Genomic DNA, 15,713 nt, shown 5'->3' on the forward strand with positions numbered 1-15,713 from the left:
CGGGCGAGGGGCGAGGGGCGGGTCAGTACGGCAGGGCCGCGGCGGAGGCGCTGCCGATCCGACCCGTGACGTCGTGCAATGCGCAGGTGGACACGGCCACACCGTCCGTGACGACGCGATCGATGTTCTCGAAGCCGATCCACGGTCCGACCGGGAGGCGCGAGAGATACAGCGTCACATCGCCGTTGATGTAGTGCAGGCGTGTCGCTCCCATGTTGGTGAACGGGCTGACCCAGTCGGCGGCCATGGCAGCCACCTCGAACGGACTGCCCGCGGTGTTCTCCACCATCGGCGCCGTCTCGCGGAACCACGCGAAGCGGCGGTCGTCCGGATCGGTCACCCGTCGGACCTCCCCGAAGTGGCGCGGAGCCGTCCGCGTGGGCGGCGCGACCAGATCGGGATTCGGCGGGCGATGCGAGATGTGCGTCCAAGCCACCTCCTCGTCGGCCGCCCCGGAGCGCAGTGCCAGCACCGAGGCCCGTGCCACCACGATCCCGTCGACCGACGCGTCGACATCGATCACCCGAATGCGGCGTCCGTCGCGGACGGTGTGCGCCGCGATCGTGATCGGCTGCAGGGGGATGGGGCGGAACAGGTCGACGGTCATCCGACTAGGGACGAATCCCTCGGCCGGGAGGGCGTTCTCGACTTCCCTGGCCATCAGACCGCAGACGAGCCGGCCGGCGACGAGGCTCTCCGACCACGGGCTACGGGCGTGCGCCCGCGGCTCGTACCGGCCGTCGCCGCCGACGAAGAACGCCTCGAGGGAGCCGCCCGGGGCCTCGGCGGAGCCGCCTGCGGCCGTCCCGTCCTGCACGGTGGCGGTCATGCGACCACCGCGCTGCCACGATCGAGCACCACGGTCCCGTCGTCCAGCGACGTCCGGAAACGAATGCCGTCGGGCATGTTCCACACCTCGACGGTGAGGCACTGGCCGGGTCGGACGGGACGGGTGAAGCGTCCCGACATGGAGGTGAGGCGGTCACCGTCGGACTCGCAGGCCGTCCGGATCAGTGCCCGGCCGGTGATCCCGTAGGTGCACAGCCCGTGCAGGATCGGGCGGTCGAATCCCGCCCGCGCCGCGAACGACGGATCGGAGTGCAGCGGGTTCCGATCTCCCGAGAGCCGGTAAAGCAGAGCCTGTTCCGGCCGGGTCGGATACGTGACGACGGCGTCGGGGGACGTCGTCGGCAACGCTTCGGCGGTCGGCGGCGCGATTCCCCGCCCCGCCACCGTCTCGCCCCGGACGAACATCGACGACCGAGTGGTGACCATCGGTACGCCGCCGTCCGCCGTGCGCGACGACGACTCGACCGTGATCAGCGCACCGGACCCCTTGTCCACCATCGAGGTCACGGTGGACGTCACCTCGACGTCGCCCTCGACGGGCAGGGGCGCGTGCAGCTCGAAGGATTGTTCCGCGTGCACGAGCATCGCCGGATCGAAGGATCCCATCGGCCGGCCGAGCCCGCCCTGCCCGACCAGGACGCCGTAGGTCGGCAGGACCTTCTGCTCGACGCCGGCCGAGTTCTCGGTGACGTACGGCAGGTCGGCCGGGTCACCGGCCTGCCCTGCCCCCACCCCCACTGCGTAGAGCAGCGCGTCCGCCGAGGTCCACCGGCGCCGTCGGGTGGGGCCGGGCGATCCCACGAGGTCGGTGTCGAGACTCATGGTCCGACCGTCTCGGGAACGAGGCCGTTCATGCCCGCGTTCGGGGCTGCCTCGGCCACCAGGCCGGGGATGACCGACCCCAGCTCGCCCGGGTTCCAGCGTCCGCCCCGGTCGACAGTCGGGCCCGCCCGCCAGCCTTCCGCGACGCTGATCCGACCGCCGCGGACGTTGAAGACCCGCCCGGTGACCCCCGCCGCCTCGGGGCTCGAGAGCCAGACCACGAGCGGCGCGATGTTGTCGGGGGCGCTCTCGTCGAAGGCGCCCTCCGGCACCGTCGGTCGCGCCGACGCACCGGGGAGGTTCTCGGTCATGCGGGTCAGCGCAGCCGGTGCGACGGCGTTGACGGTGACGCCGTAGCGGGCAAGTTCCATCGCGGCGATGACCGTAAGGGACGCGATGCCGGCTTTCGCGGCGCCGTAGTTGCCCTGACCGATGTTGCCGTAGATGCCCGACGACGACGTGGTGTTGACGACGCGGGCGTCCACCGCGGCACCGGCCTTGGACCGGTCCTTCCAGTGGCGTGCCGCGTGATGCAGGCAGAGGAACGTTCCACGCAGATGGACGCGGATCACGTCGTCCCATTCGGCCGCGGACATGTTGACCAGCATGCGATCCCGCAGGATACCGGCGTTGTTCACCAGCGCGTGCAGCTCGCCGTACGTCTCCACCGTGCTTTCGATCAGCCGGCGTGCGCCGTCCTCGTCGGACACGTCCGATCCGTCGACGCGCGCAGTGCCACCCATCGAGCGGATGAGGTCCACCACCTCGCCGGCGGGTCCGGCGGCGGTGCCGGATCCGTTCACGTCCGCACCGACGTCGTTCACGATCACCGTGGCGCCCTCACGGGCGAACTCGAGCGCGTGCCCGCGCCCGATGCCACGGCCGGCGCCGGTCACGACGACGACGCGTCCTTCGCACAGTCCACTCACAGCGTGTTCTCCGTTCCGGGGTTCGGCAGAGTCCAGGTGATCAGCGCGTCGAGTGCCTCGCACTCGCCGCCCGTCACGGACAGGGGATTGATCTCCAGTGCCTGCAGGCGGTCGCCAAGTCCGTGAGCGACCGCGGCGATGCGCTCGACGACGAGGGCGAGCGCCTCCACGTCGACCGGCGCCCGACCACGCGCACCGCGCAGCAACGCCGTGCCACGCAGGCTCTCGATCGCGCGCACGATCTCGCGACGCCCGACGGGGAGGACACGAATGGCCGCGTCGTCGAGGATCTCGACCCAGACGCCGCCGAGACCCACGGCGAGCGTCAGGCCCCACACGGGGTCCCGCACCACGCCCACCAGCATTTCGAGTCCGTCCTGTGAGCGGTGCGGCTGCACCAGGAGCGCGACGGGCGTGGTGGTGCGCCCGGACAGAGCGTCGAACACGGACCGGGCAGCGTCCGACACCTCCTCCGGCGTCCGCAGATTCAACTTCACGCCGCCGATGTCGCTCTTGTGACCCAGCCCGTCGGCCGAGGCCTTGACCACCACGGGGTACCCGAGGGCCTCGGCTGCCGCGACGGCCTCCGCCACCGTGCTGACCCGCTCGGTGGGGACGACGGGAACTCCGTGCGAGGCAAGGAATCGCCCCGCCTCGTACTCGGTCCACATGCCGCTGGGTTCGCCGTCGAACACGCTCGGCCGAGGCTCGGGTGCGGCGTCCGCGCCCAGGGCGCGACGCCGAACCTCCTCCCACCGAACGGCATTGGCGATCGCCGAGATTCCGTGCTCGATCCCGCCCACGACGTGCGGGAAATTCGTGCGCTGGGCGACCTCGCGTCCGTACTCGGTGACGTCGGTGAGCACGGTGGACAGCACCACCGTGGGAACCGCGGTCCCGCGCACGCTCCGCGCCGAGTCACCGTAGGCGGTCAGGGTCAGCTCGGGATCGTTGCCGGGTACGCGCGGCAGTTCCGAGAGCAGGACCGCGAAGTCGACCTCCGGGTCGCGGGCGACCACCTCGAGGGAACGACGCATGAGGGTCCGGTCGATCACCACGTAGCCGGTGACGTCGAGTGGATTCTGCACGGTCGCGAACGCCGGCACGATCGCCTGCAGCTCGCGCGTCGTGTCCGCGCCGAAGGTCGGGAGGACGAGGCCCTCGTCCTCGGCGCGGTCGGCGATGATCTCCGACGCGCCGCCCGAGGGCGTCACGACGCCCAGTCGTGGGCCCGGAAGTCCGCCGCCGAGACCCGCCATCAGTCCGGCGGTGAGGATCAGGTCCTCGAGGGACCGCACCCGGACCACGCCCATCTGCTCGAACGCGGCGTCGATGACGGCGTTGTCGCCGACCAGGGCGCCGGTGTGCGCCAGAGCGGCGCGGGCACCGAGCGCGCTGCGCCCGATCTTCAAGGCGACGACCGGCTTGCCGGCCTCCAGCGCCCGCCGTGCGACCCGCCGGAATTCGTCCGGGTCCCGGACGGATTCGAGGAACAGCGCGATGACCGAGGTCGCGTCGTCGTCGACGAGGTAGTTCATGACGTCGGTGACCGACATCATGGACTCGTTGCCCATCGCCGTCAGGAAGCTGGTGCCGATGTTGCGCGACTGCGCGAACTGCAGCACCGAGCTGGCCAGGGCACCGCTCTGCAGCACGAATCCCACGGACCCGGTGATCAGGGGTCGCCCGATCGGCAATCCGTACGGGGTGATGCCGGCGGAGGCGTTGATGAAGCCGTTGCCGTTGGGGCCCAGCACCGTCAGGCCGGAACTGCGGGAGAACCGCACGATTTCGTCCTCGAGTGCCTTGCCCTCGGGACCGGTCTCACCGAATCCCGAGGTGAGGATCACCGCGGCGCGGACCCCGCACGTCACCGCGTCCTGCAGGGTGGGTAGGACCGCCGTGGTGGGGACCATGACGAAGACGAGGTCCACCACCTCGGGAAGGTCGGCCAACGACCGGTAGGTGCGTTCGCCGTGCACGACGTCGGTCGAGCGGTTGACGAGGTAGAGCGACCCGCCGAAGTTGCTCCCTCTGATGTTCTGGAAGGTGTTGAGCGACCAGGGCGATTTGTCGGTCGCCCCGATCAGCGCGATGGAGCGCGGCTCGAAGAGCGCGCGGAGGTCGAGGTCGCCGAGAGCCGGATCGGTCGCCGTCGAGGTCGTCACCGTCGGATTCATCACCTCAGTGCCCGAAGCCTTCCGTGTTGACGTGTCCCTTGATCAGGTTGCGTGCGATCGTGCGACGCTGGATCTCGTCGGTTCCCTCGAAGATGCGCAGGAGTCGCAGCTCGCGGTACCAGCGCTCGATGGGCAGCTCCTTGGTGTAGCCCATGCCGCCGTGGATCTGCAGGACGCGGTCCACCACGTTGTTCGCGGTGATCGATCCGTGCAGCTTCGCCACCGACGACACGTGCCGGGCGTCCATCCCCTGCGCCACCGTCCACGCGGCTCGCAGGGTGAGCAGCTTCGTGGATTCGATCTCGATGTGGGAGTCCGCGATCTGCCACTGGATCGCCTGGTACTCGGCAATCGGGTGACCCATCGACACCCGGTTCTTCGAGTGCTCGATGGCCATCTGCAGCAACCGCTCCGCCGATCCGATCGCCCGTGCCGGAATCATGTACCTACCCTGCCCGATCCAGGACATCGCGAGGTCGAAACCCTTGCCGACTTCGCCGAGGACGTTCGACTCGGGCACCCGGACGTCGACGAACGACAGGGCGGCGGGCCCCCACTGACCCATGGTGGGGATCGGCGTGGACGTCCACCCCATGTCACGGTCGACGATGAAGCAGGTGACACCGCCGTTCGCACCCTTGTCGCGGTCGGTGACGGCGAAGACCATGACGAAGTCGGCCTCGTTGCCGCCGGTGATGAAGATCTTCTCACCGTTGATCACCCAGTCCGATCCGTCCTTGACGGCGCGTGTGCGGATGTTCCTCGCGTCGGAGCCGGCGCCCGGTTCGGTGATCGCGAAGCAGGATCGCCGCTCGCCCTCGATGGTGGGAATCAGGTAGCGCTGCTTCTGCTCGTCGTTCGCGCCGTAGAGGATGTTGTCCGCGGACCCGCCGAAGGAGAACGGCACGAACGTGCGGCCGGCCTCGGCGGCGATGATTGCACTCATCACCGGTCCGAGTTCCGCGCCGCCGTATTCCTCGGGTGTGTTGATTCCCCAGAATCCGGATTTCCGCGCCTTCGCGCGCAATTCTTTCACCACGGAATCCTCGAGACCGGGCCGGCCCTCGCGTTCGTTGCGCAGCACCTCGGATTCGAGCGGGATGACTTCCTTCTCCAGGAATGCGCGGACGGACTTGCGCATCAATTCTTCTTCTTCGTTCAGTGCGAAATCGACCATGTCGCGTGCTGCCTTCCGAGTGGGGCGTACGGGTCGGCCGGGCCGGAACGCGGTGTCGAACGTGCGCCGGAGCCGAGCCAGAACGGGATTCTAGAACTGCGATCTAGGGCAGCGTGCGACAGCCGATCCGGTTTGTCAACCCCCGCCGGCCGGGGCCCCGGTATCGCTTGACACCCGGGTCGTTTTAGAACATTCTTCTAGAAATCGCACTGAGACGCAGATCACTCCACCGGTGGTGCAGGACTCGGTTCCGCACTCTCCCAGGCTTTTCGACTCACGGCGACGACAGCCCCCACACCACTCGAACGCTTGTTGGAGGGAGAACCCGATGACGCGACGATCGGCTCTGAAACGAGTCCTGACGTTGCTGACCGTCTCCGTACTCGCCGCCTCGTGCGCGGACATCGACCAGCGCACTTTCGACCCCGCCGCTCTCGACCGCGACGCGTCCGTCGTCTACGCCCAGATCGTCGTGCCGAGCAGCATGGATCCGCACCGCGGCGTGACGGAGAACGACCTGCCGCTGCTCCAGGTCATCTACGACCGCCTCACCGACGTCGACACCGACGGCAATCCGATCCCCATGCTCGCGGAGTCCTGGGAGCTCGACGACACAGCCGGCACCTTCACCCTGACCATGCGGGACGGTGCGACGTTCTCCGACGGAACACCCGTCGACGCGGCCGCGGTCAAGGCGAACATGGACCGCATCCTCACCGACCCGCAGTCCACCATTCGCAGCCAGGTCGATCGGACCATCGGATCGGTGACCGTTCTCGACGAGCGGCGAGTGCGCTTCGATCTGGTCGGGCCCGGCGGCGCACTGCCGACGCTGCTCGCCTCGCGGCCGGGCATGATGGTCTCTCCCGCGGCCCTGAACAATGCGGACCTGGATCAGAATCCGGTCGGCGCAGGTGCATTCGTGATGACCAGCAGCATTCCCGGCACTGCCTATCATTTCGATCGACGCCCGGACTACTGGGACGACGACGCCTACCGATTCGCGAAGCTGACGTTTCTCATCCAGCTCGACACCGCGACCAGAATGAATTCGCTGCGCGCCGGCGAATCCACCATGACCGGTGTCGTGGGTCCGCAGAAGGAGGAGGCGCGAGCCGGCGGACTGCAGGTCTTCACTGCGACGGGGGCCAGCACCAGCATGGCCCGCATCTCGCTGAACTCCGCCCGCAGCGAATTCGGTGACAAGCGCGTCCGGCAGGCGATGAATCTCGCGATCGACCGCGAGGCGATCTCGCGCGTTCTGTACTCCGGGGACTGCATCCCCGGGGCGCAGCCCTACCCCGAGGGCTACTTCGCGCACAGCGACGCGCTCGACGACTCCGGCTGGGCCGACCACGACCCCGACCGCGCCCGCGCGCTGCTCGAGGACGCGGGCCTGGCGAACGGATTCACCTTCACCGCAGCGGTTCCCAGCCTGTCCATCTACCAGAACAACGCCCAGGTGGTGCAGCAGAATCTCGCCGACATCGGCATCGACATGAAGATCGAGGTCATGGACGCGACGCAGTCGCGGGCCCGGTTCGTCTCCGGCGAGGCCGACGCCCTGGTGGGCCAGTTCGGCGGCGGGACCGACCCCGGCCTCTATGCCCGCGCCGCGTACCTCCCGACCGGCGGCGACAATCCCGGCGGCCTCACCACCGACCGCATGCCCGCCCTGCTCGAGAGCACGGCGCGCAGCACCGACGTCGACGAGCGGGCCCGCGCCTACCAGGACCTGCTCGCCGAGGCCTTCGACATGGGACCGGCCCAGATCGTGCTGTGCCACTCGGTGACGTCCGTGGCCAGCCAGGGCAACGTCGGCAACTACGAGTTCTACAAGACCGGCGGCACCGGGCTTCGCACCATGGACGTCAGCCGATGACCACCCGACCCCCGACCACCGAGGTGACGTTCCCGTGCTGATCTTCGTCCTGAAAAGACTTCTCGCCGCCGTCCCCGTCCTGCTCATCGTGACGGTGCTCAGCTTCTCGATGATTCACCTGATTCCCGGCGACGCCGCCGTCGTCGCCGCCGGCGAGAACGCCTCGGCGGACCAAGTGGCCGCCACCCGAACGCAATTGGGACTCGACCGCAACATCGTCGTCCAGTACGTGTCCTGGGTCGGCAATCTCGCGACCGGCGACTTCGGTACGTCGCTGCTCAGCAGTCATCGCAACATCGACGCCATCCTCGAAGCCCTGCCCGTCACGCTCTCCCTGGCGTTCGTCGCGTTGTCGTGGTCGCTCCTGGTCGGCGTCGTCGCCGGTGTGCTCGCCGGACTGCGCCGCGGCACCTGGATCGACCGGACCCTGACCGGCCTCACCACCCTCGGCATCTCCATGCCTAGCTTCTGGCTCGGCATGATCCTGGTGACACTGTTCTCGCTGCAGTTCCGACTGTTCCCCGCCACCGGCTACTCCCCGCTCGGCGACGGCGTCGTGTCCTGGTTCTCGCACCTCGCGCTGCCGGCCTTCGCGCTCGGCACGGTGACGGCGGCCGAGATCGCCCGGCAGGCCCGTGCCGGCGTGGTCGACGTCCTCGAACGGGACTACATCCGTACCGCCACCGCCAAGGGCCTTCCCCGATGGAAGGTCGTCATGAAGCACACGACCAAGAACGCCGCCGTCCCCGTCGTCACGGTGTTCGGCCTCCAGACCGCCGCGCTCATCGGCGGCGCGGTGATCGTCGAGCAGGTGTTCGGCATGCCCGGGCTCGGATCCGTCGCACTCAAAGCCATCCTCGAGCGCGACTTTCCGGTGATCCAGGCCTTCGTGGTCGTCATCACTCTGTTCGTCCTGATCGTCAACCTCCTCGTGGACGTGTCGTACGCCTACTTCAACCCGAAAGCGCGGCAAGCATGACCATCAGACAAGTTGCGTCACCGCTCGACACGGTGCGACCACGCGTCGCGTCGCCGTCCCGGCCCACCGGCCGCCGCACCACACCGTCCCCGGGCCGCGCCTTCGCCCGCCGGGTGTGGTCCTCGCGGACCAACAAGGTGTGCCTGATCTTCCTCGGCTTCCTCGTCGTCGTGGCCGCGGCAGCGCCTTGGATCGCGCCGTACGATCCGGCGCACCAAAAGTTGGCGTCCGCCTTCCTGCCGCTGTTCTCGGACGGGCATCTCCTCGGCACCGATCAGCTCGGCCGCGACACCCTGAGCCGGCTGATCCACGCGACGCAGATCTCCCTCGTCGCCCCGCTCATCGCCGTCGGCTTCGCCGTCGTCACCGGTCTGCCGCTCGGTCTGCTCGCCGGATACCTCGGCGGCCGATTCGACTGGATCGCAGGGCGTGTCGCCGACGCCCTGATCGCGTTGCCCGCCCTCGTCCTCGCCCTCGCCATCATCGCGATCTTCGGTCCCGGACTGGTCAACGCGATGCTCGCCGTCGGCGCGGCGTCGGCACCCCGCCTGTTTCGCGTGGTGCGGGGGTCGACCATCAACGTGCGCGAGGAGACCTACATCGAGGCGAGCAAGGTGGTCGGATGTTCCACCGCCCGCACGGTGCTCACGCATGTCCTCCCCAACGTCCGGTCTCCGCTGCTGGTGCAGGTGACGCTCATGATGTCGCTCGCTCTGCTGGCCGAGGCCGGCTTGAGCTTCCTGGGTCTCGGCGTCCAACCCCCCACGGCCAGTTGGGGTTCGATGCTGCGCAGCGCATTCGACAACCGGTTCCAGAGCCCGTGGATGGTCGTCCCTCCCGGCATCGCGATCGTGTTGACCATCCTCTCGCTCAACATGCTGGGCGACGGCATTCGTGACGCCGTCGGTCAGGAAAGGAGAAAGTCGTGACGCTGCTCGACGACGCCCCCCACTCCCTCGGGACCGGCGATTCGCTCCTCGCCATCGACGGACTGCGGGTCGAGTTCCGCACCGAGGCGGGCTGGACCCCGGTGGTCACCGACGCTCATCTCGACCTCGCCCCCGGCGGCACCCGCGCCCTGGTCGGCGAATCCGGATCGGGTAAGACGGTCACCGCACTGGCCGTGCTCGGACTGCTCCCGAAGCACAACAGTCGTGTCGCGGCAGGGTCGATCGAGTTCGGCGGCGACGAACTGCTGGGCAAGTCCGAGCGGCAGATGCAGCGCATCCGTGGACGGGAGATCGCCATGATCTTCCAGGAGCCGATGACCAGCCTGAACCCGGTCTTCACCGTCGGCGAGCAGATCGCCGAAACCGTGCGGATCCACCGCGGCACCACCCGCAAGCGTGCCTGGGCGCGCGCCGTCGAGGTGCTCGATCTCGTCGGGATCCCCGCCGCCGCACGACGCGCCAAGGACTACCCGCACAGCTTCAGTGGCGGCATGCGCCAGCGCGCCATGATCGCGATGTCGATCGCGTGCGAGCCGAAGCTGCTCATCGCCGACGAGCCGACCACCGCCCTCGACGTCACCGTGCAGGCCGGCATCCTCGCCCTGCTTCGACGTCTGCGTTCCGAACTCGGCACCGCCGTGTTGCTCGTGACCCACGACCTCGGTGTCGTCGCGGACTTCTGCGACGAGGTCACGGTGATGTACGCGGGCGAGCCCGTCGAGACGGGTCCCGTCGGCCCGCTCTTCGCGGACCCGCTGCACCCCTACACCTCCGGGCTCCTGGCGTCGCTCCCCCAGCGGATCGCGCCGGGCGACGATCTGGTGGCCATCCCCGGCATGGTGCCGCGGCCGGAGCAGATGCCCGTCGGCTGTCGGTTCGCGCCGCGATGCACCCATGCTCGGGCCGGCGTCTGCGACGGCGACCACCCGCCTCTCGTGCCGATGGGTGGTGACCGCAGCACCCGCTGCGTCCGGGTGGTCGGCGGCGACGTGACCGACCTCCTGCCGCCGCTGTCCGCCCGAGCGGTGCCCGCGCGCCGTGCGGAGCCCCTCGAGGCCGCGGACCCGACCGACACCGGAACCCCGAACACGACCACCCCCGACAGCACGGAGACTCGAGCATGACGATCACCGCGGACTCCTCCGTCCTCCTCGAGGTCAGGGACCTCGAGAAGTCCTTCGTGCGGTCGCGCGACCTTCTCGGCCGGCCGCGCGAGCAGGTCCGCGCGGTGCGCGAGGTCGACCTCACCCTTCGCGCCGGCGAAACCCTCGGCATCGTGGGTGAATCCGGCTCGGGCAAATCGACGCTGGGTCGCTGCATCCTCGGACTGGACACCCCGGAGAAGGGTGAGGTGGTCTTCCAGGGCGAGAACCTGATGACCCTGTCCCGCCGTGCGCTGCGCCGCCGGCGCCGCGATCTGCAGATGATCTTCCAGGACCCGTACGCCTCGCTCGACCCGACCAAGACCGTCGGACATGCGATCGCCGAACCGATGCGCATCTTCGAGCGCACTCCGCGTCACGAGGCCGAGGCCCGCGTCGCCACGCTGCTGACCAAGGTGGGCCTGCGGACCGAATTCGCTCACCGCTATCCGGGTGAGATGTCCGGCGGCCAGCGACAGCGAGTGGCCATCGCCCGCGCACTGGCGCTCGACCCCAAGGTCATCGTGGCCGACGAGGCCGTCTCCGCGCTGGACGTCTCCACGCAATCGGAGGTCATCAACCTCCTGGTGCACCTGTCCGCGGAGTTCGATCTGACCTGTCTCTTCATCTCGCACAATCTCAGCGTGGTGCGGCACGTGAGCGACCGGATCGCCGTGATGTACCTCGGCCGGATCGTGGAGATCGGTTCCGCGGAGGAGGTGTACGAGCGCCCGACGCATCCGTACACCCGAGCGCTGCTGTCGGCCATCCCCGTTCCCGATCCCGCGATCCAGCGTGCGCGACCCAAGACGATCCTCGAAGGCGACGTTCCCGACCCCGCCCACCCGCCTGCCGGGTGCGCCTTCTCGAGCCGTTGCCCGCTGGCGCAGCCCGTGTGCCGTACCGAACAGCCCGCCTTGCTCCCTCGCGCGAACGGCACTCTCTCGGCCTGCCACTTCGCTCTCTAGGCTGCGTCTGTCACCCCCGTCACCCCCGCCGTCCGCCGCCCGGGCGGCGCGGTCGGGGTGTGGGAGGATCGATCACCATGGTCGACAGCACTTCGTCCCGGCGCGCCGCCGCCCCCCGCGGCTCGATCGGCCTGCGGGGCCGGATCGCCCTGGGAGCCGCCTCGGCCACCGCCTGGGCGTCCCGGAAGGCCGGTCGCGGTCAGGGGTCGATGATCGGTGGCCTCGTCGCACTCAAGATCGACCCCGCGCTGATGACGCGCCTGGGTCGCGGGCGCCGCACCGCCGTGATCACCGGCACCAACGGCAAGTCCACGACCACTCGGATGACGGCCGCCGCCCTCGGCACCCTCGGCGAGGTGGCCACGCAGGCCGACGGCGCCAACATGGACGCCGGCATCGTCGCGGCGCTGACGGCCCGTCGCGCCGCCCCCCTGGCTGCGCTCGAGGTGGACGAGCTGCACGTCCCCCACGTCTCCGACGCGGTGAACCCCGAGGTCGTCGTGCTGCTCAACCTCAGCCGCGACCAGTTGGACCGCGTCGGCGAGATCAACATGATCGAGCGGAAATTGCGAGCGGGCCTGGCCCGTCACCCCGAGACGATCGTTGTGGCCAACTGCGACGACGTCCTGGTCACCTCGGCGGCGTTCGACGCGCCGAACGTGGTGTGGGTGGCCGCGGGCGCAGGCTGGGTGAGCGATTCCGTCAGTTGCCCGCGCACCGGTGAACCCATCGTGTGGGACGGACCCCGCTGGCGCAGCACGGCGCCCCTCGCGGACGGCCGCGAGTTCGCCCGGCCGGAGCCGTCGTGGTGGCTCGACGACGAGAACCTGTACGGCCCAGACGGTCTCGTGCTGCCGATGTCTCTCGCGCTGCCGGGCCGCGCCAACCGCGGCAATGCCGCCCAGGCCGTCGCGGCCGCCGTCGCGATGGGTGCGCGTGCCGAGGACGCCGTCGCCGCGGTGTCCACGGTCGGTGAGGTCGCCGGACGCTACGGCACGGTGCAGTACGGCCCGCACACCGTCCGAATGTTGTTGGCCAAGAACCCCGCCGGGTGGCAGGAAGCCCTGTCGATGATCGACCCCGACGCCGACGGTCTGGTCATCGCCGTCAACGGTCAGGTCCCCGACGGCGAGGACCTCTCGTGGCTGTGGGACGTGCGGTTCGAGCACTTCGAGAACACCCGCGTCGTCGCGTCGGGCGAGCGAGCGACCGACCTCGGCGTGCGCCTCACCTACGCCGCCGCCGAGCACGAGGTCGTCGCTGATCCGTTGCGCGCCATCGAGTCCTGCCCCCCTGGCCGGGTCGAGGTGCTGGCGAACTACACCGCGTTCCGCGACCTGGGTCGCGCACTGGCCCGCGAGACCGCCAAGGAGGCTCCCGGTGCCTGACACCGTCCGCATCGGCCTGGTCCTGCCCGACGTCATGGGCACCTACGGCGACGGCGGCAACGCCCTCGTTCTGCGGCAACGCCTCCGGATGCGAGGGCAGGACGCCGAGATCGTCTCCATCACGCTGAACGACCCGGTCCCGGACTCCCTCGACGTCTACGTCCTGGGTGGCGCCGAGGACTCGGCGCAGCGGCTGGCGACTCGGCACCTGACTCGGTATCCCGGACTCCAACGTGCCGCCGAACGAGGGGCGCCCGTGCTCGCGATCTGCGCCGCCATCCAGGTGCTCGGCCACTGGTACGAGACCAGTTCCGGGGAGCGCGTCGACGGTGTCGGCATGCTCGACCTCACCACCGCGCCGCGGACCGAACGCGCCATCGGCGAGGTGGTCACCCGGCCCGCGACCTCGGCACTGAGTCAGACCCTCACGGGCTTCGAGAACCACCGCGGCGGAACCACTCTCGGGTCCGACGCCGCCCCGTTCGCTCGCGTCGAGCGTGGGGTGGGCAACGGTGTCGGCGACGGGACCGAGGGTGTGGTGCAGGGCTCCGTCATCGGCACCTACATGCACGGGCCGGCCCTCGCGCGGAACCCCGAGTTGGCGGATCACCTCCTGGAGACGGCGCTGGGGCGGACGCTGGAGCCGCTGCACCTGCCCGACGTCGAGCAGCTGCGCACGGAGCGTCTGCGCCGCTGACGTCCGCGGGCGCCGGTGCCCACAACTCGCCCGCTCCGACGGGATCCCGGCGATCCGACCGAGTTGTGGACGATCGGGCCCGGTTCCGGCGCGAGTTTCGCCACCCGATCCGCCCCGAACCCGCGAATCCGCGGAACCTCCCTCGAGAATGTGCCGAAACTCGCGCGCCGGGCGCCGGTGCCCACAACTCGCGTCGGGCCACGGGATCCCGGCGATCCGGCCCAGTTGTGGACGATCGGGCCCGGCGCTCAGACGCCGACGGACTCCTGACGCCGTGAGGCCCGCCGGGTGAGGAGCGTGGCGATCACGGGCGCGGCGATCAGCATGAGCACCAGCCGGATCAGCTGCACGCAGGCGACGAAGGTGACGTCGGACCCCGTCGAGGCGGAGACCGCGAGCACCGCGGCCAGGCCGCCGGGGGTGGTGGCGAGGTAGCCGGTGAGCATCGAAGTCCCGGTCAGCTCCGCGAGCAGCCACCCGAACAGCGCGCAGACCACACCGACGCCGACGACGAGGGCCACGGCGTAGGGGAACAGGCGGCCGATCAACCGCAGACTCTGCAGGGTGAAGGCCAGCCCCGCCTGCCATCCGATGATCAGGAACGCCACCGGCAGCACCGCCGCCGGAACGTCGAGGTCACCGGGCCAGCCGGACAGGGCGCACGCCCCGGACACGAGCAACGGACCGAGAGTGGCCGGCGCAGGGAGGCGCAGCAGCCGGCCGACGACGATGCCCACCACGACCGCGGCGACGACGAAGCCGAGGGCTGCCCACCACGGGTACGACCGGCCGCCCGTGTCCGACGCTGCCACCGCGTGGGTGTCGGCGTGGAACGCGAAGGTGACCACCAGCGGCATGGTGACCACCACGAGCGCGACGCGCAGGTACTGCACCACGGCGACGACCCGCTCGTCCCCGCCGAGTTCCCGCGCCGCGGCGACGAGTCCGGTGGCGCCGCCCGCGATGAGCGACAGCATCCCCGTTGCGGCGGTCACCTCGCGGTTCAGTGCGAGAAGGGCGCCGGCACCCGCGCTGACCACCAACGTCGCGACGCCGACGAGCACTGCGGGAATCGCGTTGTCGCCCAACGACCTCAACGTGTCAGGATCGATCATGAGCCCGATCGTCACCGCGAGGGCACCCTGCGCCGCCATCGATCCGAGACGCGGCACCCGCGCGGGCCCCAGCCCGGTGAGCGCGAAGATCACCGCGACCACCAGGGCCGCGAAGAGCGACGGGGCCGTCAGACCGGCGGCGTCGAGCGCGACCCAGCCGGCCACGGACACGGCCGTGAGCGCCACCCAGCGGGCGGCGCTCACGGCGACGGTGCGAGCTCGGGTCACTTGACCAGCAGCACCGGAATCGAGGTCTCGAGCAGCAGTCGCTGCACCGACTGACCCATGAGGAACTTTCCGACGGCGGAGCGGTGACGCGAACCCACCACCAGCAGTTCGGCTTTCGCGTCCTCGACCAGTCCCAGGAGGGTGCTGACGGCGTCGGGATCCGGCTGGCCCGCCAGCAGCGTCCAGGCCGCGTCGGGTTCCCCGATCTCGTCCAGGCCGGCGAGCACGGCGTCCCTGACCGCAGCCGATTCCTTGGCCTCGGACGCCGGGTCCGGCGATCCCGAGAACGCATGCAGAACAACCAGATCGGTGCCGAGCACGCGAGCCTGGGTGAGGCCCGAGGCCAGCGCGCGACGCCCTTCTGCGGCGGTGTTGTGGACGACGGCGACACTCATGACGTGGTCTCC

General features: G+C 69.8%; 14 protein-coding genes. 7 read left to right on the top strand and 7 right to left on the bottom strand.

Annotated features, from left to right (window positions below; genetic code table 11):
• Positions 1–22: 22 nt before the first annotated feature.
• Genes A3Q40_RS17210 through A3Q40_RS17230 form a run of 5 tightly spaced genes read right to left on the bottom strand, consistent with a single transcriptional unit; the run spans position 23 to position 5,957 of the window.
• Positions 23–829: an acyl-CoA thioesterase domain-containing protein gene (locus A3Q40_RS17210; RefSeq protein WP_068104069.1), complete on the bottom strand. Its 807-nt coding sequence runs from the start codon at positions 827–829 to the stop codon at positions 23–25.
• Positions 826–1,671, bottom strand: coding sequence for a MaoC/PaaZ C-terminal domain-containing protein (locus tag A3Q40_RS17215; RefSeq protein WP_068104071.1), 846 nt, complete (start codon positions 1,669–1,671; stop codon positions 826–828). The genes A3Q40_RS17210 and A3Q40_RS17215 overlap by 4 nt, the downstream gene beginning before the upstream one ends.
• Positions 1,668–2,600: an SDR family oxidoreductase gene (locus tag A3Q40_RS17220; RefSeq protein WP_068104073.1), complete on the bottom strand. Its 933-nt coding sequence runs from the start codon at positions 2,598–2,600 to the stop codon at positions 1,668–1,670. The genes A3Q40_RS17215 and A3Q40_RS17220 overlap by 4 nt, the downstream gene beginning before the upstream one ends.
• Complete coding sequence (locus tag A3Q40_RS17225) at positions 2,597–4,768, bottom strand: acetate--CoA ligase family protein (RefSeq protein ID WP_235606345.1); 2,172 nt, start codon at positions 4,766–4,768, stop codon at positions 2,597–2,599. The genes A3Q40_RS17220 and A3Q40_RS17225 overlap by 4 nt, the downstream gene beginning before the upstream one ends.
• Positions 4,769–4,784: 16 nt before the next feature.
• Positions 4,785–5,957: an acyl-CoA dehydrogenase family protein gene (locus tag A3Q40_RS17230; protein ID WP_068104075.1), complete on the bottom strand. Its 1,173-nt coding sequence runs from the start codon at positions 5,955–5,957 to the stop codon at positions 4,785–4,787.
• Between the two features lie 328 nt (positions 5,958–6,285).
• Between A3Q40_RS17230 and A3Q40_RS17235 the strand changes: the two genes are divergently transcribed.
• The 7 genes from A3Q40_RS17235 to A3Q40_RS17265 all read left to right on the top strand — a co-directional run bounded on the left by A3Q40_RS17235 (position 6,286) and on the right by A3Q40_RS17265 (position 13,963).
• On the top strand, positions 6,286–7,839 hold the full coding sequence (locus A3Q40_RS17235) for an ABC transporter substrate-binding protein (RefSeq protein ID WP_068104077.1): 1,554 nt from the start codon (positions 6,286–6,288) through the stop codon (positions 7,837–7,839).
• 34 nt (positions 7,840–7,873) lie between these two features.
• Complete coding sequence (locus A3Q40_RS17240; RefSeq protein ID WP_069972981.1) at positions 7,874–8,818, top strand: ABC transporter permease; 945 nt, start codon at positions 7,874–7,876, stop codon at positions 8,816–8,818.
• Positions 8,815–9,747, top strand: coding sequence for an ABC transporter permease (locus A3Q40_RS17245; RefSeq protein WP_068104079.1), 933 nt, complete (start codon positions 8,815–8,817; stop codon positions 9,745–9,747). Before A3Q40_RS17240 ends, A3Q40_RS17245 begins: the two co-directional genes overlap by 4 nt.
• Positions 9,744–10,892, top strand: a complete 1,149-nt coding sequence (locus A3Q40_RS17250) for an ABC transporter ATP-binding protein (RefSeq protein ID WP_235606346.1) — start codon at positions 9,744–9,746, stop codon at positions 10,890–10,892. The genes A3Q40_RS17245 and A3Q40_RS17250 overlap by 4 nt, the downstream gene beginning before the upstream one ends.
• Positions 10,889–11,878, top strand: coding sequence for an ABC transporter ATP-binding protein (locus A3Q40_RS17255; protein WP_068104081.1), 990 nt, complete (start codon positions 10,889–10,891; stop codon positions 11,876–11,878). Before A3Q40_RS17250 ends, A3Q40_RS17255 begins: the two co-directional genes overlap by 4 nt.
• Positions 11,879–11,955: 77 nt before the next feature.
• Complete coding sequence (locus A3Q40_RS17260; protein ID WP_068104083.1) at positions 11,956–13,266, top strand: Mur ligase family protein; 1,311 nt, start codon at positions 11,956–11,958, stop codon at positions 13,264–13,266.
• Positions 13,267–13,300: 34 nt separating this feature from the next.
• A complete protein-coding gene (locus A3Q40_RS17265) occupies positions 13,301–13,963 on the top strand; it encodes a type 1 glutamine amidotransferase (protein ID WP_068106511.1) in 663 nt (220 codons plus the stop codon).
• Positions 13,964–14,211: 248 nt separating this feature from the next.
• Here A3Q40_RS17265 and A3Q40_RS17270 read toward each other — a convergent pair whose 3' ends face one another.
• Entirely contained in the window at positions 14,212–15,306 is a 1,095-nt protein-coding gene (locus tag A3Q40_RS17270) for an AbrB family transcriptional regulator (protein WP_068104085.1), read from the bottom strand.
• Entirely contained in the window at positions 15,303–15,701 is a 399-nt protein-coding gene (locus tag A3Q40_RS17275; RefSeq protein ID WP_068104087.1) for a universal stress protein, read from the bottom strand. Before A3Q40_RS17275 ends, A3Q40_RS17270 begins: the two co-directional genes overlap by 4 nt.
• Between the last annotated feature and the right edge of the window lie 12 nt (positions 15,702–15,713).

The organism is Rhodococcus sp. PBTS 1 (assembly GCF_001620025.1).
Lineage (GTDB): Bacteria > Actinomycetota > Actinomycetes > Mycobacteriales > Mycobacteriaceae > Rhodococcoides > Rhodococcoides kroppenstedtii.

Excerpts from the sequence above, each read along its gene's own strand:
- A3Q40_RS17255 (WP_068104081.1), top strand. The coding sequence starts at position 10,889 with ATGACGATCACCGCGGACTCCTCCGTCCTCCTCGAGGTCAGGGACCTC.
- A3Q40_RS17230 (WP_068104075.1), bottom strand. The coding sequence starts at position 5,957 with ATGGTCGATTTCGCACTGAACGAAGAAGAAGAATTGATGCGCAAGTCC.
- A3Q40_RS17260 (WP_068104083.1), top strand. The coding sequence starts at position 11,956 with ATGGTCGACAGCACTTCGTCCCGGCGCGCCGCCGCCCCCCGCGGCTCG.
- A3Q40_RS17215 (WP_068104071.1), bottom strand. The coding sequence starts at position 1,671 with ATGAGTCTCGACACCGACCTCGTGGGATCGCCCGGCCCCACCCGACGG.
- A3Q40_RS17275 (WP_068104087.1), bottom strand. The coding sequence starts at position 15,701 with ATGAGTGTCGCCGTCGTCCACAACACCGCCGCAGAAGGGCGTCGCGCG.
- A3Q40_RS17265 (WP_068106511.1), top strand. The coding sequence starts at position 13,301 with ATGGGCACCTACGGCGACGGCGGCAACGCCCTCGTTCTGCGGCAACGC.
- A3Q40_RS17245 (WP_068104079.1), top strand. The coding sequence starts at position 8,815 with ATGACCATCAGACAAGTTGCGTCACCGCTCGACACGGTGCGACCACGC.
- A3Q40_RS17210 (WP_068104069.1), bottom strand. The coding sequence starts at position 829 with ATGACCGCCACCGTGCAGGACGGGACGGCCGCAGGCGGCTCCGCCGAG.
- A3Q40_RS17235 (WP_068104077.1), top strand. The coding sequence starts at position 6,286 with ATGACGCGACGATCGGCTCTGAAACGAGTCCTGACGTTGCTGACCGTC.